The organism is Pseudomonas sp. PA-1-3F (genome assembly GCF_021609665.1).
In the GTDB taxonomy this organism is placed as follows: domain Bacteria; phylum Pseudomonadota; class Gammaproteobacteria; order Pseudomonadales; family Pseudomonadaceae; genus Aquipseudomonas; species Aquipseudomonas paracarnis.
The window spans coordinates 50477-68497 of sequence record NZ_WJZD01000012.1 but is presented as its reverse complement, the minus strand read 5'-3'; the positions used below and the strand labels follow the sequence as shown (position 1 = coordinate 68497).

Annotated in this window: 15 protein-coding genes; 6 read left to right on the top strand and 9 right to left on the bottom strand. The window is 61.4% G+C overall.

Annotated features, from left to right (window positions below; translation table 11 throughout):
- Positions 1–37 precede the first annotated feature (37 nt).
- Positions 38–1861, top strand: a complete 1824-nt coding sequence (locus GIV26_RS10615) for a hypothetical protein (RefSeq protein ID WP_083544081.1) — start codon at positions 38–40, stop codon at positions 1859–1861.
- Positions 1862–1920: 59 nt separating this feature from the next.
- Here the strand turns inward: GIV26_RS10615 and GIV26_RS10610 are convergent, their stop codons facing one another.
- Positions 1921–2238: a PA4575 family protein gene (locus GIV26_RS10610; RefSeq protein WP_003194269.1), complete on the bottom strand. Its 318-nt coding sequence runs from the start codon at positions 2236–2238 to the stop codon at positions 1921–1923.
- Between the two features lie 314 nt (positions 2239–2552).
- Positions 2553–4991, bottom strand: a complete 2439-nt coding sequence (locus GIV26_RS10605) for a Lon protease family protein (RefSeq protein ID WP_034126964.1) — start codon at positions 4989–4991, stop codon at positions 2553–2555.
- 263 nt (positions 4992–5254) lie between these two features.
- Between GIV26_RS10605 and GIV26_RS10600 the strand changes: the two genes are divergently transcribed.
- The 4 genes from GIV26_RS10600 to GIV26_RS10585 all read left to right on the top strand — a co-directional run bounded on the left by GIV26_RS10600 (position 5255) and on the right by GIV26_RS10585 (position 8913).
- The gene (locus tag GIV26_RS10600; RefSeq protein ID WP_003194274.1) at positions 5255–5743 is read left to right on the top strand and encodes a DUF3015 domain-containing protein; all 489 of its coding nucleotides are present in this window, start codon (positions 5255–5257) and stop codon (positions 5741–5743) included.
- 92 nt (positions 5744–5835) lie between these two features.
- Positions 5836–7689 carry an Lnb N-terminal periplasmic domain-containing protein gene (locus GIV26_RS10595; RefSeq protein WP_057975512.1) on the top strand — a complete coding sequence of 618 codons (1854 nt, stop codon included), beginning with the start codon at positions 5836–5838 and terminating at the stop codon, positions 7687–7689.
- A 197-nt stretch (positions 7690–7886) separates the two neighbouring features.
- Entirely contained in the window at positions 7887–8243 is a 357-nt protein-coding gene (locus GIV26_RS10590; RefSeq protein WP_072448317.1) for a hypothetical protein, read from the top strand.
- A gap of 172 nt (positions 8244–8415) precedes the next feature.
- A complete protein-coding gene (locus GIV26_RS10585; protein ID WP_060764087.1) occupies positions 8416–8913 on the top strand; it encodes a GreA/GreB family elongation factor in 498 nt (165 codons plus the stop codon).
- Here GIV26_RS10585 and gdhA read toward each other — a convergent pair.
- The 7 genes from gdhA to GIV26_RS10550 form a co-directional block, all read right to left on the bottom strand.
- A complete protein-coding gene (gdhA, locus tag GIV26_RS10580; protein ID WP_034126961.1) occupies positions 8910–10247 on the bottom strand; it encodes an NADP-specific glutamate dehydrogenase in 1338 nt (445 codons plus the stop codon). The two genes, GIV26_RS10585 and gdhA, sit on opposite strands and share 4 nt — an antisense overlap.
- A 346-nt stretch (positions 10248–10593) precedes the next feature.
- The gene (aepX, locus tag GIV26_RS10575) at positions 10594–11484 is read right to left on the bottom strand and encodes a phosphoenolpyruvate mutase (RefSeq protein WP_089042481.1); all 891 of its coding nucleotides are present in this window, start codon (positions 11482–11484) and stop codon (positions 10594–10596) included.
- Between the two features lie 48 nt (positions 11485–11532).
- Complete coding sequence (locus GIV26_RS10570; protein ID WP_072448311.1) at positions 11533–12378, bottom strand: hypothetical protein; 846 nt, start codon at positions 12376–12378, stop codon at positions 11533–11535.
- Positions 12379–12402: 24 nt separating this feature from the next.
- Positions 12403–13632 carry a pyridoxal phosphate-dependent aminotransferase gene (locus GIV26_RS10565; protein WP_236280405.1) on the bottom strand — a complete coding sequence of 410 codons (1230 nt, stop codon included), beginning with the start codon at positions 13630–13632 and terminating at the stop codon, positions 12403–12405.
- Positions 13633–13671: 39 nt separating this feature from the next.
- A complete protein-coding gene (locus tag GIV26_RS10560) occupies positions 13672–14889 on the bottom strand; it encodes an MFS transporter (protein WP_236280402.1) in 1218 nt (405 codons plus the stop codon).
- A 33-nt stretch (positions 14890–14922) separates the two neighbouring features.
- Positions 14923–15747: a hypothetical protein gene (locus GIV26_RS10555; RefSeq protein ID WP_019818016.1), complete on the bottom strand. Its 825-nt coding sequence runs from the start codon at positions 15745–15747 to the stop codon at positions 14923–14925.
- Positions 15748–15781: 34 nt separating this feature from the next.
- Complete coding sequence (locus tag GIV26_RS10550; protein WP_054896151.1) at positions 15782–16975, bottom strand: MFS transporter; 1194 nt, start codon at positions 16973–16975, stop codon at positions 15782–15784.
- Positions 16976–17070: 95 nt separating this feature from the next.
- Here GIV26_RS10550 and GIV26_RS10545 point away from each other — a divergent pair, with 95 nt between their 5' ends.
- Complete coding sequence (locus tag GIV26_RS10545; RefSeq protein ID WP_236280400.1) at positions 17071–18000, top strand: LysR family transcriptional regulator; 930 nt, start codon at positions 17071–17073, stop codon at positions 17998–18000.
- Positions 18001–18021: the final 21 nt, after the last annotated feature.

The window sequence follows — 18021 nt, the reverse complement described above, 5'->3', positions numbered from 1 at the left end:
TTCACTCGGCTCGATGATGTCGGACAGGAAAACTCAGATGATGGATGTGCGATCCCCTTTGGCCACTTTCGGCCTGTGCGCGGCGTTGCTGATGGCCAGCGGCTGCTCCCCCAAAGAAGAGCAGAAGCAGGCGACCCTCGAAGAGAAAACCACAAAGTTCGAACAGTCTCTGGACAGCATCCAGGATCCCAAGCTGCGCGATGCCATCGCCGACCTGGGCGGCTCGCTGCTGTTGCTGGAGCGCGCGCGCGTCAAGCTCGCCAGCAAGCCCATCGAAGCCGAATACGGCGAAGACAGCCTGGCCCTGCTCAAGCATTACCCTACGCCCCAAGCGCTGGTGGACAGCTACATCAATGGCCTGTTCGTGCTGCGCAAAACCTCGCACTCCGACTACCTGACGGATTTGCAGCCGGTCTTCCCGTTCAACTTCAACGCGCCGGACCAGTTCCCCTTCCCCCATGGCCTGGAATGGCAGTCGGTCACCCTGAGCAACAATAAAGTCATTCCCTTCCAACCGGAATGGTCAGAAACCGACCCCGGCATTCAACTGAGCCCCAGCAGCTCCAACCTGACCAACCCCGACGACCTGACGGTGACCTACCCGTTTATCGAAGGCATCGAGACGGAAAACAAGAGCCAGCCACAACCCATCAGCCTCAAGGGCGCGGTGGAGGTGGTCACCCCGGGCAAGGTGCTGACGTTCGACCTGACCAAACAAGACGTGGGCCATAAACGCACCGACGGCAACATCACCCTCAACCTGCTGACGCTGGAAAAGAACTACGCCGAGATCGAATTGACCAACAGCCAGCCCCTGGCCGCCGAAGTGGGCGATGCGTCACCCAATCCGCTGCTGGTGCAGGCACGGGACAGCACCGGGCAGTTTCTGACCCGCTCAGGCTCGATCAACGAGAGTGCCGCGCAAGTGGCGTTCTATGAAAAACAACTGGCCGAGATGCAAAAACAGACCGCGTGGTCCGATGCCTTCGATAAACAGCTCACCGACGCGCAAAAAGCCTTCGAGCGCCAGCAGACCAGCCATTACGCCAAGGTGTATTTCAACGGGCTGATCGATAACCTGCAGGTGAATGTGCTGGATTTCTCCAAGGCCACGGTCACCCGTAAAGACCTGGACCTGCCGGTGATGCGCTTTGACAGGAACAGCCTGCAAAACACCGTGCAGCCCCTGCCAATGCCGGTCACGGTGTATGACGACGGCGCCGCCAGTTGGCTCAAAGATGCCTCGATGACGGAGGACCAACTGAAAAACAGCGTCACCATCAGCCAATCGACCGAAGACGCCAGCGCCGCAAAAATCGTGTTCGACCACCCGTTCACCTTCAATGACGACCTGGTCGGTGCCGAGCGCAACAACAGTGACGCGCCTATCACCTTTTTCACCGCCGATGACAAGGGCGAGCGCGGCGAGCCTATCGAGCTGCCGACCGAGGCTTTCGAGCTGAACGCAGTCAGCGGCACGCTCACCTACGACCTCAACCTGTTCCCGGAAACCCCGGCGTTTGTGGTGGGCTCGGTACCGTTGTTTCTGGCCACCATCGAGAAGGCCACGATTGACGCAGCCAAGCTGCCCAAGGGCCTGTCGCTCAAGGACAACGCGCTGATCGTCGACCAGAAGGACTTCCCCGCCGACAGTTGGCGCTTCTATGCCAAGGATGCCAGCGGCAATTACCTCAAGGAGATTCTCGGTGTCAGCCACCGCGCCGAGGAATACGGCACGGCGATGTTTGACGTGCATTACTTCTACGGCCAGCCGACCACGCTGGAAAGTTACCAGCGCACCGACCTCAGCACCGTGCAGTACGGCTTTGAGGTGAAGCTGGACAAGCCTGAGAGCAAATAGCCCTGGGTGGACGCGGAGCGTCCGGGGCGGCGTTACCACGCGGAGCGTGGGAACGATCCTCAGAGGGCTAGTCGCTCCTGGCCGCCATTGAGTTGGCGCAGATGAGCCTGCAGGTGCAGGCACCATATCTGCGGCTCGTCCATTTGCTCGTAGCCGTGCAAGGTCAGGCTATCAACGATGGTGCCCAGCATGCGTTCTGCCACGAAGGGCCCATGGAACGGGCCCTGGGATTTGACAGTGGAAGGCTGCTCGCCCGACATGCCGGCGGCAAACAACAGCGTCCACATCCCGTTATCCCCGGCGAGAGGGCGAATGGAGCATTCGATACGGGTGACCAGGCCCAGGCACTGGCGAGTAAGGCAAAGGTTGCGCGACATGGCGGCGCCCCTCGGTAGATCGGTGTTCAGCCCCAGCGCAAGGCGAGGCTGTTTCTATCCTGCGACTCCTGTGGATATCCCTGACTCTGAGAATAGAATAAAAACGCGACAAACCAAGGTTGTAGGGACCAACGGGCGTTGGTCCCTGAGGGTGGAGTCAATTTTGTGGCACGCTAAACATTCCCAAAAACACCACGGACCACTGTGGGAGCTGGCTTGCCTGCGATGACAGACTCACAGCCAACCTCCCAGTTGACTGATACACCGCTATCGCAGGCAAGCCAGCTCCCACCTTGATCGAGTGATGACAGCAATCAGGTTGGCTTCGCTTCCGCCAACGCCTGCTGCGCCAGCTCTTTCTCCGCCTCCTTCAAATCCTCATCACTGATCATCTCGGCAATCGCCCGCAAGCGCTCCACCACCCGCGCATTCACGGTGCCTTCCGGGAACTGCCCCTCGGCGTCCGGCTCACCGGCATCCTCGCCCACCAGCAGGCTCAAGGCCTCATCCGCCTGGCGCACCGCATAGATATGGAATTGCCCGGCACGCACGGCCTGCAACACCTTCTCGTCGAGCATCAGCGTGGCCACGTTGGCCTGAGGGATGATCGCCCCCTGCTCACCGGTCAGCCCGCGAGCTTCGCAAAGGCGGAAGAAGCCTTCGATCTTCTCGTTGACCCCGCCCACCGCCTGCACTTCACCAAACTGGTTGATCGAGCCGGTAATGGCAAAACATTGCTTGAGCGGCGTCTTCGACAAGGCCGAGATCAAGGTGCACGCCTCGCCCAAGGACGCACTGTCGCCGTCCACATACCCGTAGGACTGCTCCAGGGCAATACTGGCGGAGATGGCCAACGGGAATTCCTGGGCATAGCGGCTGCCCAGGTAACCAGTGAGGATCATCACGCCCTTGGAGTGAATCGGCTGGCCGAGGTTAACTTCGCGTTCGATGTCGACAATACCGCTACCGCCCGGGTATACCGTGGCGGAAATCCGCGCCGGCACGCCGAATGCCGAGTCGCCGACCTCCAGCACCGTCAAGCCGTTGCACTTGCCCACAGCGGCACCGGCGGTATCGATCAGGATGACGCCGGCGAGCATGTCGTCGAGAATCCGCGCCGACACGCGGCCGGTGCGCGTGGCCTTGGCCTTGAGGGCGCGCTCGATATGCCCGGCATCGGTCATTTCGTCGCCGGCCAGGTGGCGAATAAAGTCCGCCTCGCTCACCAGCTGGAACAAATCACCAATACGCGCCGACAAACGCCCCTGATGTTCGGCCAGGCGTGCGCTGTAGGTCGCCAGGCGCGCCACCGCGTCCGAAGTCAGCGGCGCCATGCCTTCTTCCGAAGTACGGGTTTTGAGCAACTGGGCGAACTGCTCCAGGCTCTCGTCGACCATGGGGATGTCTTCGTCGAAGTCCACCAGTACGCGGAACATCTCCTGGAAGTCCGGGTCGGCGTCCTGCAAGGCGTAATACAACTGGCGCGAGCCGATGATGATCACCTTGACCTGCAAGGGAATCATCTGCGGGTTGAGTGTCACGGTGGCCAGGCGGCCGAGTTCGCCCAAAGGCGATTCCATCTTCAGCTTGCGCGATTGCAGGGAACGCTTGAGCGCATCCCACACAAACGGCTCGCTGAGCATTTTTTCGGCTTCCAGGATCAAAAAACCGCCGTTGGCGCGGTGCAACGCGCCGGGACGCAACTGGCGATAGGTGGTGTAGAGCGCGCCCTGGTCGGTGCTGTATTCGATACGGCCGAACAGGTTGTCGTAGGTCGGGTGCGGTTCAAACACCACCGGCGCGCCACCGTTGACCGAGTGGCCTACCACCAGGCTCGGGCAGTATTGCTCTTCGAGCAGCTTGCGCGCCTGGGCGTCGGTCTTGGCGTCGTCCACCAACTGCTCGACCACGGTTTTGAGCAGGTACACCTGCATGGCCTGCAGGTAGCCACAGACGCCGGCATTTTCTGCGTATTTTTCCGACAAGGGCGCCAGCAAAGGCTGCAGGGCCAGGGTGATGGTTTCTTCGTTGAACTGGCGCAGCTGGTTGTTGGACTCACGCTTCCACTGCGGCAGGCTGGCCAGTTCTTCGTTGAGGCGTTCTTCCAGCTCGGAGATATCGGTGTGGAAGCGCTCGCGATCGGCCTCCGGCAGTTGCGAAAACTCGGCTTCGTCCAGCGCCTTGCCGTCGAGCATCGGCGTAAAGGCGATATTGGAGCTGTCGCGGTACAGCGCCACGTCTTTTTCCAGGGCCAGGCGCTCGATCACGTCCAGCGCTTTGTCGTAGCGCTGGTTGAACGCCCGGTCGATGGCGCTTTTACGCTGTTGATAAGTCGGGTGCTCGAACACCGCCGGGAAGGTGGCGACCAGGTTATCGACCAGGCCGTTGATATCGGCAATAAACGCCGCGGCGGCGCCACCTGGCAATTCCAGGGCGCGGGGCTCGCGGGGCTCATCGAAATTATTCACATAAACCCAGTCCGCCGGGGTTTGCAGGCGCTTGCCTTCGGCTTTCAGGTAGCGTTTGACGAACGAAAAGCGGCCGGTGCCCGGCTCGCCCATGACAAACACGTTGTAACCGGGGCGTGGCATGGCCACGCCGAACTGCAAGGCTTCAACCGCACGTTCCTGGCCAAGCACACCGCGAAAGGGCTCCAAATCATTGGTGGTCGAGAAGCTGAACTGTTCAGCGGAGAAAGGACGAGTCAGCGCTTCGGGCGCTAGACGCAAGCTGGCAGCAACAGGATCAGGCATCGGGCTTCCTTACATCAGGCGGGGCAGATGGGGCATTCTGGCTCCCGGTTGAGCGCTCTGGCAAGGCGCGCTTTCGGGAAAGCATAGCCACCGCACGCGTCCTGCAAAAAAATCGCCCGCCACTGAATGTTTATAAAAAAACACGGAACCCTGGGAACGTGCCTAAACTCCAAACTGCGCGGGTTGGACTAATAACTGGCCCCTAGGGTGCGTTGAGCACCTGAACCCTTGTCCATTGGTTTGCACACAAAGAGAACAAAGCTATGAAACGGATCCTTCTTGGTACTCTCTTCACCGTCGTCTCCCTCAATGCAATGGCAGAAGCACCAGGTGGCCCGAACTGCGGTTGGGGCAACATGTTGTTCGAAGGCCAGCGCGGTACTCCGGCCCACTTCCTCGCCTCCACCACCAACGGTACTTCGGGTAACGCCACCTTCGGCATGACCTCGGGCACCAACGGTTGCAGCACCAACAGCGCCCTGACCTACGGCGGCAAGTCCTGGATTGCCATGAATGGCATGATGAACGAGCTGTCCGAAGACATGGCCAAAGGCAACGGCGAAGCGCTGACCACCTACGCGGTGGTACTGGGTGTTGCGCCGGAAGATCGCGATCACTTCGCGGCCGTAACCCACGAGCACTTCCAGCAGATCTTCAGCAAGGCTGACGTGACCGCTGACGACGTGCACAACAACACCATTGCTGTACTGAAAAGCGATGCCCGTCTGGCGAAATACGCAACCCAGGCTTAAGCTCGACCTGCCCGCGCCTTTCGAGGCGCGGGTTTTATTTTTTCGACCCGCCCACCTTGGGTCTTTTTTTCCGTCCGACTTAAGTAGCCTCCATGCTCAAACGCCTTGCTTGCCTGGCTCTCTTCGCCTGCGCCCCGCTGCATGCGGCACCGCACCTCGACGATCAACGTTTGCAGCAACTGGCCAATGATCCATTCTGGCTGTCGCTGGGGCACTACGAAGCCGGCAAGATCAGTGGCTGGCGCAGCTATGTCAGCGACAAGAAATTCTTCATCGCTCCCGATGGCGCGCACCATCCGGACGCCGAACTCAAGGCCACCGTTGATGCGCTGTATGCACCGGCCAGCCTGGGTGAAAAGCACGCCCAATGTGTGTACCCCGCACGTACCCGCTGGCTCAAGGCGCAGTTGCAACTGAACGACCTGCCCGCCCTGGAGTGCAAAGAGTTCACCCAGTGGTTCAAGGACGTCGCGCCCCATAGCGCAGTGATGATCTTCCCGGCGGCCTACCTCAACAGCCCGTCGTCGATGTTCGGCCACACCCTGCTGCGCATCGACCAGGCCGACGTGCAAAGCAACAACACCGCCCTGCTCAGCTATGCGATCAACTTCGGCGCCTATATCGAAGGCTCCGACAACAGCATCCTCTATGCCTGGAAGGGCCTGATGGGCGGCTATCCCGGCCTGTTCGCCCTGGTGCCCTATCAGGAGAAACTCTCGGAATACCGCAGCCTCGAAAACCGCGATTTGTGGGAATACCGCCTGAACCTCACCGAGGTCGAGACCAAGCGTATGGTCGAGCACGTGTGGGAGCTCAAGCAGATCCAGTTCGATTACTTCTTCTTCGACGAAAACTGCTCCTATCGCCTGCTCGAACTGCTGCAAGTGGCCCGCCCTGGCCTGCGTTTGACTGAGCAATTCCCACTCACCGCGATCCCTACCGATACCGTCAAGGCGGTAAAGGACGCAGGTCTGGTCGAAAAGATCGACTATCGCCCCTCGCGTGAACGCGAACTGCTCGAACGCGCCAAGCCGCTGGACGGCGATGAGCAGCAGTGGGTGTTGAAAGTCAGCGATGACCAGAAGCAACTGCAAGAGCCTGCATTCAAAGCACTGCCCCGCGAGCGCCAGGCACTGATCGTGGATGCTGCTTACCGCCTGGGCCGCTACCGCGCCAATGGCCTGGAGCGCGATGCGACACGCTCCCAGCGCAGCTTCGAACTGCTGCGTGCGATCAACCAGAACCCGGCGCCAGACCTGAAGATCACCCCGCCTGGCCTGCCGGAAAATGGCCATGAGTCGCGCACCTGGCAAGCCGGCATCGGCACCCGCGGCGACAAAGCCTTCGGTGAATATGGCCTGCGCATGGCCTATCACGACCTCAACGACAACGCCGAAGGCTTCCCCTTGGGCGCGCAGATCGAAATCCTGCAAATGAAACTGCGCCAGTACGAGGGCAATCACTGGCAGCTCCAGCAACTGGACCTTGCCACCATCCGCTCGCTGACGCCGCGCAATGCGCTGCTGCAACCCTGGTCGTGGCAAGTCACCGGCGGCCTGGAACGCGTACCGGGCAAACACGACGACGAAACCCTGGTGGCCCACGTCAACGGCGGCGCCGGTGGCACCTGGCAACTCTCCGACGACATGCTCGGCTTCGCCCTCGGCACCGTGCGCGTGGAGCACAACAACGACTTCAGCGAAGCCATCTCCCCGGCCGCCGGGTTCAACACCGGCGTGCTGTGGAAAAACCCGTTGGGCAACCTGAGCCTGGAAGCCAAGGGCGATTTCTTCACCAACGGCGAAGTGCGGCGCAGCATCAGCCTCAACCAGCAATGGGAACTGTCGCGCAACCTGGGCCTGCGCCTGAGTGCCCAGCGTGAGTACAGCCACCTGTCCACGCCAGTGAATGAAGTGATGCTTGAGCTGAAGTGGTACCACTACTGATTAATGAGTGCGGGCTTGCTCGCGATATACGGTATATCAGCCAAGGTTCAAGTGACTGACGCACCGCCATCGCAGGCAAGCCAGCTCCCACAGGTTTTATACTCGGCCCACAACTTTCTGACCTGCCTTTCACACCGCCCCAACAAATCCCCTTCTAGACTTCCCTTATCAGCCGTAAAACGGCCAGGGAGTACGCCATGTGGCGGTATGCGGTCATGCTGTGCGCGGTGGTGGGGTTGTCGGGTTGCCAGTCAACCCATCAGGAATTGCTGGCCAAAGGTTACCCACCCGCCTTCGCCGATGGCTTCGACGACGGTTGCAGCAGCGGTCGCCAGGCCGCTGGGGTGATTACCGGGGCGTTTCGCAAGAATGTGCCGCGCTACCTCAAAGACCGGCCATACGCCGAAGGTTGGGAAGATGGGTTTCGTCAGTGCAAGGCCATGCGCGAAAGCCAGGAAATGCGCGATTACGAGGAAAACCGCAGGGACGACCGCGAACACGATTGGCAGCAGGAAAAAGATCGTGACGCCGCCAAAGCCTATCGCTCACGCTGATCGTTCCCACGCTCCGCGTGGGAATGCCGCCCTGGACGCTCCGCGTCCGCTCGCGAGGTCGTGACGCGGAGCGTCACAGGATGCATTCCCACGCGGAGCGTGGGAACGATCAGCGCCGGTGGGAACGATCAGGCAGCGAACGTGGCCCAACCTTCATAGGAAGGAGAACGCCATGAGCCGAGCTTTTGTAAATGAAGATAACGCGGCGGCCCAGGCTGATCAGCCGGTGGAGCGTCAGGTCAGCGCGCAACCTAACCGCCTGACCGCGCAAGGGTTGGCGCAATTGCAGGCCAGGGTGGCACAGTTGCAAGGGGAGCACAGCGACGAAGCCGCCAAGGGTGAGCAGGCCGACAAGCAGCGCCAGGCGGACCTTGAGCGGGATCTGCGTTACTTCAACCAGCGGGTGCAGAGCGCCCAGGTAGTCGCGCCGGCCACGTCCACCGACAAGGTGCAGATCGGCAGTTGGGTCACGTTCGCCAACGAGCAGGACGAACAGCAGCGCATCCAGTTGGTCGGTGAAGACCAGGCCGATGCCAACGCAGGCTTGATCAACTGGGGCTCGCCCCTGGGCCGTGCCTTGTTGGGCGCCCAGGTGGGCGACGAGGTGCTGTGGCAGCGCCCCGTCGGCGATCAGTTGATCGAAGTGCTGCGCATCGAACCCGAGGCCTAGACGATACCCTGGGCCAGCATCGCGTCAGCCACTTTCACGAAGCCCGCGATGTTCGCGCCCTTGACGTAGTTGATGCGGCCGTTTTCTTCACCGTAATGCACGCAGGCATGGTGGATCGACTGCATGATGTTGTGCAGCTTGCTGTCCACTTCCCCGGCGGTCCACAGCAGGCGCATGGCGTTCTGCGACATTTCCAGACCGCTCACCGCCACCCCACCGGCATTGGACGCCTTGCCCGGCGCAAACAGAATGCCCGCGTCGATAAAGATATCCACAGCCTCCAACGTGGTCGGCATGTTCGCGCCTTCGGCCACGCAGAGGCAGCCGTTGCGCAGCAAGGTACGCGCAGCGTCGGCATCGAGTTCGTTCTGGGTGGCGCAAGGCAGCGCGATATCGCAGGCCAGTTCCCAAGGCGCCTGGCCTTTGCGGAACTCCAGGCCGAAACGTGTGGCCAGTTCACTGATACGCCCGCGCTGTACGTTTTTCAGTTCCAGCAGGGCCGACCATTGTTCTTCGGTCAACCCGCTTTCGGCGTACAGGGTGCCTTCGGAGTCCGACAGGGAAATCACCTTGCCGCCCAGGTCCATGACCTTGCGCGCCGCGTATTGCGCCACGTTACCGGAGCCGGACACGGCCACACGCTTGCCTTCGACGCGCTGGCCTTGGCGCTTGAGCATTTCCTCGGCGAAATACACACAGCCGAAACCGGTGGCTTCAGGGCGGATCAGGCTACCGCCATAGGTCATGCCCTTGCCGGTCAGCACTGAGGTGAATTGATTGCTCAGGCGTTTGTACTGGCCGAACAGGAAGCCGATTTCCCGTGCGCCCACGCCGATATCACCGGCCGGTACGTCCACGTCCGCACCGATATGGCGGTACAGCTCGCTCATGAACGCCTGGCAGAAGCGCATCACTTCGGCGTCGCTCTTGCCCTTGGGGTCGAAGTCCGAGCCGCCTTTGCCGCCGCCCATGGGCAACGAGGTCAGAGAGTTCTTGAAGGTCTGTTCGAAGGCGAGGAATTTCAGCACACCCAGGTTGACTGAGGGGTGAAAGCGCAAACCGCCTTTGTAGGGCCCAATGGCGCTGTTCATCTGGATACGGAAACCGCGATTGACCTGGACCTTGCCATGGTCATCCACCCACGACACTCGGAACGTGATCGCGCGTTCCGGCTCGCAGATGCGCTCCAGGATGCCCGAGGTCAGATAGTGCGGGTTGGCTTCAAGAAAGGGCCACAGGCTGCGTAGAACTTCTTCTACAGCCTGGTGGAATTCCGGTTGGTCCGGGTCGCGTTTCTTGAGGCGGGCAAGGAAGGAATCGACGGATTCGGTCATGAACAGTCTCGGCAAATTGATTGTTGTTAAACGGAGATTGAGCCGGACTTTATCAATTCGTTTCGCACCGCGACAGGGCAAAATGTCGCCTTTGTGAAATTAAATGGTGCAATAAGTATAAATAACTGCCTTTTTTTGCCCTTAAATGGGGATTTCACTCTGAGTTTTGCACCAACAGGTAGGCCGCCATCGCAGGCAAGCCAGTTCCCACATTTGATCGAGTACACCGGTCATGTGGGAGCTGGCTTGCCTGCGATAGCGGCGGTGCAGTTACAGATGCAGCGACTGACCCACCGCTTTCGCGAGCAAGCCCGCACAGCATTTGCCCACAGACTCGCGCAGGGCACTAGCGCGTGCCCGGCACCAGGTCGAGTATCTCGTCAATGCCCAGGCAACGTGACTCCAGTTCCAGCGTCCTGCCATTGGCGAGTATGCCGACGGCGGTATCGCGCATGGCCAGGTAGGCACTGCGCAACATGTGATTGGCATAAATCACCGCGTTGAAACCTGCTCGCTCCAGCACCTCGAACTTCAGGTGAACATAGCTGGTCGGCACGCAAATCAGCGGTACCCTGGGCCGCTGCAGGCGAAACTGCCGGGCGAATTCCAGGATTTCCAGGCCATCCTGCTTGCGGCTGTGGATCATGATGCCATCCGCCCCCGCCTCGACATACGCCAGGCACCGTGCCATCGCCTCTTCCATGCCGCGATTCAGAATCAAGCTTTCACACCGGGCAATCATCATCAGCCCTGAGCCGGTGCGACTCGTGCACCCGGCCTGGAGCTTGGCGCAAAAGGCCTCAATGGACTCCTGCGCCTGGTCGACCTCGATGCCCAAGAGTGAGTTCTTCTTCAAGCCGCATTTGTCTTCGATCACCACCGCCGAGACGCCCGCACGCTCCAGCATCTTGATATGAATCGCGAAATGTTCGGCCTTGCCGCCGGTATCGGCATCGAAGATCAGCGGCAGCGAGCAAACATCGAATATTTCGCGAATCCCCGGCAATCGGTTACTGGGCGAAAGAATTTCGATGTCGGGTAACCCGCGCTGGGTCGAGTCGGTCAGCGAACTCGACCAGATGGCGTCGTACCCCACCGTATGCCCGGGGCTGATCTCCAGCCTGGCGCGCTGCGCGAGCAACGCCGATATCGGGCTATGGGCTTCGAGTACACGCAGGCAACGGTTGCTATCCAATAGCGCCGACAAAGGGCGTCGGCGCGCTTCGGTATCCATCATAGGGTTCAGGCTCCTTATCAGCGGCATAACAAGGGTTATCGGACAGCCTCAATCCCAGGCGGGCTGTTCGCACTTGAGCACCGACGCCATCTTTTGCAGATGTTCGCAGGCCCTGGCCACGTACTCCCTGGAGAGCCGTGCGATACGCGCGTAATCCACGGCCTGCCCGGTGGCGCTGGCATACAGCCGCAACGCCTCAGCGGCATGCTTGAAGTGGCGTGCTTCCACGCTGCCGCAATGCACACTGAGAAAACTTGCGACGCGGCTGGCCTCACCGGCGCTATAGCCCCGTACATCGCGCAACCACTGTTTCCATAGCGGGGTCATCAGGTTGTATTCGCCGGTATTGAACAACTCCGTCATGGCCATCATTTCCAGCGCTTCGATGAGCAGCGGCGCCAACGGGCGCTTTTCCCCCACCCAGCCGGAGAATTCCTTGGTAATCGGGTTGAGGAATTTGTCTTGCAGGCGCCATTCATCGGAGCCGCAGATGGCCGAAGCCATGCGGTAATACAGCTTGGAGTGGTGCGGATGCCCATGCATTTCACCCAGCCCGATGTCCTCGACAATGATCTCCCCACAATGGGCCGCCGCCTCGAGCATTTTCAACCGGGCGTCATCCGTCAACGATGCCGACTCCTGGAGGATGCGCACGATGATGCTCGAGACGGCATGGGCGGCGCCGTCCGGGCTACGCCAGCCACAGAAGAACGTACACAGTGACGACTCGCTCCAATTACTGGAGGTCATGTCGACATAGGTCTCGCAGTACGTGTCCAGCGCGTCGGTTTGACTGTTGAAACCGCTGAGCAGGGCCTGGGCCAGATGTCCGTCCTCGACATCCACCAGCGCCTGGTTCACGTACCCGATAAATTGGCGGCTCAGATTTTCCACGGCTCATATCCTTTTAAGGTGGGGTTAATGCGCAACGATTTCTGACATGAAACGAGCGAAGCGTGTGAGGCCCTCAATCAGCGCTTCACGCTCAACGGCGTAGGAGATACGGATGCTGTTGCCGTCACCACAGCCAGAGCCTGGCACTACCGCAATATGGGCCTCGGTCAATAACAGATCGGCCAAGTGGTCGACGTCACGAATAACGGTGCCCAGGTAGCGACCCCCCAACTTGCGGGACACATCGATAAACAGATAGAACGCCCCTTCCGGCGGGGCGCACCGAATGCCGTCGACATGCCCCAGGCAAGTGCAGGCCGCGAGCAATTGCTGGTCGAGGAAGGCATTGACCTGGCGGGTAAAGTGCGGCGCGTCCGCCATCAGGCTGCCGAGCGCGGCATATTGGGACAGGCTGCTCGGGTTGGAAGTCGTATGCCCTTGCAGGTTGTGCATGGCGGCGATGACTGGGGCGGGCGCGCACGCATACCCTACCCGCCAGCCGGTGACCGCGTGGCTCTTGGAAAACGAATCGACCAGTACCGTCTGATGTTTGAGCGGCGCAAACAGCGACACGATGTTGTGATGTTCATGGGGCGCGCGCACCAGTTTGCGGTAACACTCGTCGAACACCACCCAAAGCCTGTGTGCGAAGGCGAGCCGGGCAATACCCAGCAGTTCTTCGCGCTGATAAACCGTGCCCGTCGGATTGTTCGGGGTGTTGATCACAATCATCCGGGTGCGCGGGGTCAGGGCCTTCTGGACCGCTGCGCAGGTGAGGCGATAGTCATCCGCAGCCGTGTCGACATAGACGGGGACGCCGCCGGCCAGTTGGATCTGGGTGGGGAAGGTTTCCCAGTACGGCACCGCGACGATGACTTCATCCCCCGGATTGAGCAGCACCATTGCAGCGTTGTACAGCGCCTGCTTGGCACCCGCGGTCACCGCTATTTCATCGGTGGCGTAATTCACCCCGCAGCGCTGAGTGACCTGCTGCGCCAGCGCGTGGCGAAGCTGGGGCAGGCCGATGGGCGGCGTATACCGGTTGCGGGCAGTGGCGAGCGCATCGGTCGCGGCGGCTTTCATCACCGGGCAGGCATCGATGGACAATTCGCCAGCGGCAAAGTTGACCACGTTGATGCCGGCTTCTTTCAAGGCATTGGCTTTACTGCGCATGCTGGACGTGCCGGGGGCGCTGAGACGTTGCGCACGCTGGGACAACGGCAATGACACGGCAGACGGTTCACTGTTATTCATTGTTATACCTGCCAGAACACGCTGAAAAATTCGTTCGCCCTACCGGGCTTGGGCCTCCAGCCCTTGCTGAACCCGCCAGGACAGCGGCAAGGTCAGCAACAGGGTGGCGGCCAGCAACAGGACGGCCATGGGCACACCGGTGGCATCCCCAAGGCTGCCGAACAGCACCGGCGCCAAGGCGCCGCCACCGATGGTGCCGGTGTAGAACACGGCGAACGCCTGGTCGCGCCTGCCCGGCCCTGCCAAGTCCGGGACTGCGCCGTACAGCACCGACGACGTGCCGTTCAGCGCCAGCCCCAGCAGCGGCAACATCACCATCAAGCCGGCGTAGGGCAAGTAGACCGCCATGACGATCAGCACAGCCGTGGTGAACTCCGTGGCCCATACCGTTTTCATCATGCCGATGCGCGCACCGAGGTAACCGCACAGCAATTTGCCGAAGGCGCCGCCCACGAACAGCATCGTCAGCGCCAGGCCGATGCCCGCAGGCCCGGCGCCCTTGGCCTTGAGCAAAAACGGCAGGAACGTGAGGAAACCCATGCGCACGGCGCTGTCCAGCGTGCCGGTCACGATCAGCGCACGCAGGCCGCTCGCAGAGCCGGCGCCGGCGCTCGTACGGGCGGCTTTCACCGGCGCCGCCGAAGCCTCGGCGCGTGCCGGGATCAGCCACCACAACAGGCCTGCCGCCAGCAGCCCGAGTACACCCAGCAGGGTGACACTGGCGCGCCAACTGATGACCGCCAGCAACAGCCCGATCAACCCCGGGATCAGGGTCTTGCCGATATCGCCGCTGAAGTTGTACTGCGACAGCGCTTGTTTGACGCCCCCTCCGGCCTCGTGCGTATCGGTGATCAACGACGAGGCCAGCGGGTGCTGCGTACTCGCGCCGAGCCCGCCCAGCAGCAGCGCCAACAGCAACACGCCCAGCCCGCCAGCCTGGCCGGCCAGCAGGTAGGCCAGGCCCGCCAACGCAGTGCCACCTACCAGCAAGCGTTCACGCCCCCAGCGTGCGGCAGCACGGCTGGCCAGTAACTGAAAACCGGCCATCATGCCCGCGTAAGCACCACGCAACAGGCCGATCTGGGCGTAGCTGAGGCCGAACTGCGCTTGCCAGATCGGCAACAGCACATAAATCACATCGGTCAGCCCATCGTGCACGGCATGCGCGCCGCAGCCTGCCACCAGAGCGCGGCGACGCACGCTGACCGGGTCCGGCGGCGACAACGATGGCGTTGCGGCCTGCTTCAGGGTGTTCATCTGGGTCAGAGGCTCTCAGGCAAAAAGGCCGGGTTAACCCAGCAACTGCGCACAGTCGCTCATCACACTGGCTTTACGCTGCAGGTATTGAGCAAAAATGTCGCGCGCCGTGGCGGGGTCCACTTCAATCTGCATGGCAGTGGTGAACTCATTCACCGCCGCCACCGCATGGGCGAAATGGTTGCTCTCGGTACCGCCGGTGTGCACCGTGACCCAGGCCACCGTCGCCCGGGATTTCTCCGGAGGCACGCCCATGTCCCGCACGAACCACTGCGAGTACAACGGGTGGATGAATTCCACTTCGCCGTGGGTGTACACCTCGTGGATCAACGTGGTCAGCAACCCCTGCAACAGGTCGCGATCACGCAGGCGGCGGGTGTCGGTCCAGTCTTTGAACGCCTGCGCCGAGGGCAGGCAATTGTCCTTCAATATCCACTGGTCATCACCGCACAGCGCGGTGGCCATGGTGTAGAACAGGTCCGCGTGCAAGGTATTACCCAACGCGCCCAGATCTTCATCGGTGATGCGTTGCAGGCTGCCGCAGGCGCGGTACAACTGCGCGGCGGCGGCGGAGCCTTCATCGGAGCGCGCCAGCAAGGTAATGCGGTTGGCCAGGCCGGACACACTGGCCGCCGAATTATTGGTCTTGGACCAACTGGCGAAGAACTTGCGCAGTACCGCCGGCGAATGCCGACGCGAGGTAAGTCGCGCAAAAGCGTCTTCGATATCCACCAGCGCGTCTTCCTGAGCCCAGAAGGCTTCGAACAGCGCGTGGCGCAAGGCACCGGCCGGCATGTCGTTCAATACCGGTTCGATGAGCTTCAACAACTGGCTGCGCTTGATCACGGTGTTAGTCATGTTCACCTCTCATAGTCCTTTACTGGATGAAAAATCAGGCTGGTTTGCCGCGCTGCCCGGCGATCAGGGCCTGGGGCTTTACCGGTTTCCAGCCCAGCAGGGCAATCGCCAGCGACAACAGCTGAAAACCTGCGACCAATGCGACGCAGCCCGGCCAGCCCCATTGATTCCAAAGCATGGCCGGGACCACGGCGCCGGCGCTGCCGCCCAGGTAATAGCCGGTCAGGTACAGCCCCACGGCGCCGGACTTGTCCGGGCCTGCCGTGGTGGCGATATACGCATTGGCGGATGCCTGTGCCAGGAATACGCCGGTCGAACTCAGGGCCAGCCCCAACACGATCAGCCACAGGGACGGCAACAATGTCAGCGCCGAGCCACAGATGCCGAGCGCAACAGCGCCGGTCAGTAACTGCGATTGTGGTCGCGATTTGCTCAAGCGCCCCGCAACAGGAATGACCACCAGCGCCAGCAGGAACACCGCATACAAAGTGCCCAAGGCGGCGGCGCCAAGGTTGAACGGGGCCTGGCTGAGATACAGCCCGGCATAGGTAAAGGTTGCGACTTGGGAGAACAGCACGCAGAAACCGACGCCATAGGCCGCCAGCAAGGGTTTGCGCAGAAGCCGGCGCACCCCGTGCATGCCCACGGCCGCAACGCCGGGCCGCGCCACCGGATTGGCCGGCAACAGCCACACAATCAGCAGGCCGACCAGCAGGCTGATCACCGCCAACAGTTCGAAGGCTTCGCGCCAGCCCACATATTGGGTCATGACACCCGAGACAAAGCGCCCGGCAAACCCACCGAGCACCGTCCCCGCGACGTACAAACTGGTGATCTCGGTGACCGTGGCCGCACGCCAGCGATCACCGATATAAGCCACGCTGGTGGCGAACACCACTGGGATCAACATCCCTTCGACAAAACGCCACACCAGCAGCTCGGCAAAACTGTCCACATAGGCCGTCAGCAGCGTCGGCAGCGCCAGCAGCAACGCGGCCACGGCAATCACCGTGCGCTGCTCGAAACGGCCGGTCAGGCGCCCGACAAACGGCGCGGTCACCGCCACCGCCAGCGTGGTCACCGTGATGCTCCACCCTGCCTGCCGGGCACTCACCTGGAAGCTTTCGGCAAACGCAGGCAGGATGCTCTGTGTCGCATAGAGATTCAGAAACGCCGCACAGCCACACAGGAACACGGCGAAGCGGGCGTGATGCATGCGCGGGTTCATGTGGCCTCTCGTCTTATAGTCGAGGATGTTTATAGAATACCCAGCGCAGCGAACACCAATACCGAATTCGGACCGATCAATACCCAGGAAACAGAATGCTTGATCTACGCAAGTTACGTTACTTCCTGACGGTCGCCGAAGAGCTGCACTTCGGCCGTGCGGCCCAGCGCCTGCACCTTGCCCAGCCGCCTCTGACGCGGCAGATCTCGGCTTTGGAAACCGAGCTTGGCTTTCGCCTGTTCGACCGCACCAGTCGCACGGTCACACTGACCGCCCAAGGCCAGCACTTTTTGCCGTATGCCCGCGCAGCGCTGGAACACGCCAGGCTTGCACAAGACATCGCCGCCAAACTGGCTGCCGGCTCGACCGGCCAACTGGTCGTAGGCTATGCCAGCTCGATCGCGTTGTCGGAACTCTTCAGCCAAACCCTGCAAGCCTTCGCCCAGCGTTTTCCCGATGTGCAACTGACCCTGGTGGAGAGCGCTTCCGGCAGCCTGCACACGCACGTACTGGACGGGCGCATCGACGTCGGCATGAGCCGCCTGCTGCCGGAGGCTGGGCAAACCGGCGTCGAGGCTTTGTCGTTGGGGCAAGAACCGCTGGTGGCGGCTCTTTGTAGCGACAACGCGCTGGCGGAGCAGAGCGAAGTCACCCTCGCCCAGCTCAGTGAGTACCCGTTGATTCTGTTCCCCAGCGACTACGGTTCGGGCCTCAACGGCTCCATCGAGCACCTGTATCAACGCCGCGGCCTGGCGCTGCGCCCGGGCCCTGCGGGGCGCCAGATCACCTCGATCATCGCCCTGGTGGCGGCAGGCCAAGGTGTCTCGCTCGTGCCCCAGTGCACCCGCACCCTGGCCAGGGAAGGCGTGGTCTACCGCCCCTTGGCAGACCCCGAAGCCTGGGTACACCTGCTGATACTCACGCGCTCACCGTCACGCTCATTGTTGGTCGAGGCGTTTATGGGGGTGGTCGAAGAATTGCTGCGCAGCCGCCCAACGCTGGCGCCCACGACGCTTCCGGCATAACGCGGGCAAAAAAATACCCCT

What these genes read in the sequence shown, in the direction of transcription:
- GIV26_RS10615 (WP_083544081.1), top strand. Translation starts at nt 38, where the DNA reads ATGATGGATGTGCGATCCCCTTTGGCCACTTTCGGCCTGTGCGCGGCG.
- GIV26_RS10610 (WP_003194269.1), bottom strand. Translation starts at nt 2,238, where the DNA reads ATGTCGCGCAACCTTTGCCTTACTCGCCAGTGCCTGGGCCTGGTCACC.
- GIV26_RS10605 (WP_034126964.1), bottom strand. Translation starts at nt 4,991, where the DNA reads ATGCCTGATCCTGTTGCTGCCAGCTTGCGTCTAGCGCCCGAAGCGCTG.
- GIV26_RS10600 (WP_003194274.1), top strand. Translation starts at nt 5,255, where the DNA reads ATGAAACGGATCCTTCTTGGTACTCTCTTCACCGTCGTCTCCCTCAAT.
- GIV26_RS10595 (WP_057975512.1), top strand. Translation starts at nt 5,836, where the DNA reads ATGCTCAAACGCCTTGCTTGCCTGGCTCTCTTCGCCTGCGCCCCGCTG.
- GIV26_RS10590 (WP_072448317.1), top strand. Translation starts at nt 7,887, where the DNA reads ATGTGGCGGTATGCGGTCATGCTGTGCGCGGTGGTGGGGTTGTCGGGT.
- GIV26_RS10585 (WP_060764087.1), top strand. Translation starts at nt 8,416, where the DNA reads ATGAGCCGAGCTTTTGTAAATGAAGATAACGCGGCGGCCCAGGCTGAT.
- gdhA (WP_034126961.1), bottom strand. Translation starts at nt 10,247, where the DNA reads ATGACCGAATCCGTCGATTCCTTCCTTGCCCGCCTCAAGAAACGCGAC.
- aepX (WP_089042481.1), bottom strand. Translation starts at nt 11,484, where the DNA reads ATGATGGATACCGAAGCGCGCCGACGCCCTTTGTCGGCGCTATTGGAT.
- GIV26_RS10565 (WP_236280405.1), bottom strand. Translation starts at nt 13,632, where the DNA reads ATGAATAACAGTGAACCGTCTGCCGTGTCATTGCCGTTGTCCCAGCGT.
- GIV26_RS10560 (WP_236280402.1), bottom strand. Translation starts at nt 14,889, where the DNA reads ATGAACACCCTGAAGCAGGCCGCAACGCCATCGTTGTCGCCGCCGGAC.
- GIV26_RS10555 (WP_019818016.1), bottom strand. Translation starts at nt 15,747, where the DNA reads ATGACTAACACCGTGATCAAGCGCAGCCAGTTGTTGAAGCTCATCGAA.
- GIV26_RS10550 (WP_054896151.1), bottom strand. Translation starts at nt 16,975, where the DNA reads ATGAACCCGCGCATGCATCACGCCCGCTTCGCCGTGTTCCTGTGTGGC.
- GIV26_RS10545 (WP_236280400.1), top strand. Translation starts at nt 17,071, where the DNA reads ATGCTTGATCTACGCAAGTTACGTTACTTCCTGACGGTCGCCGAAGAG.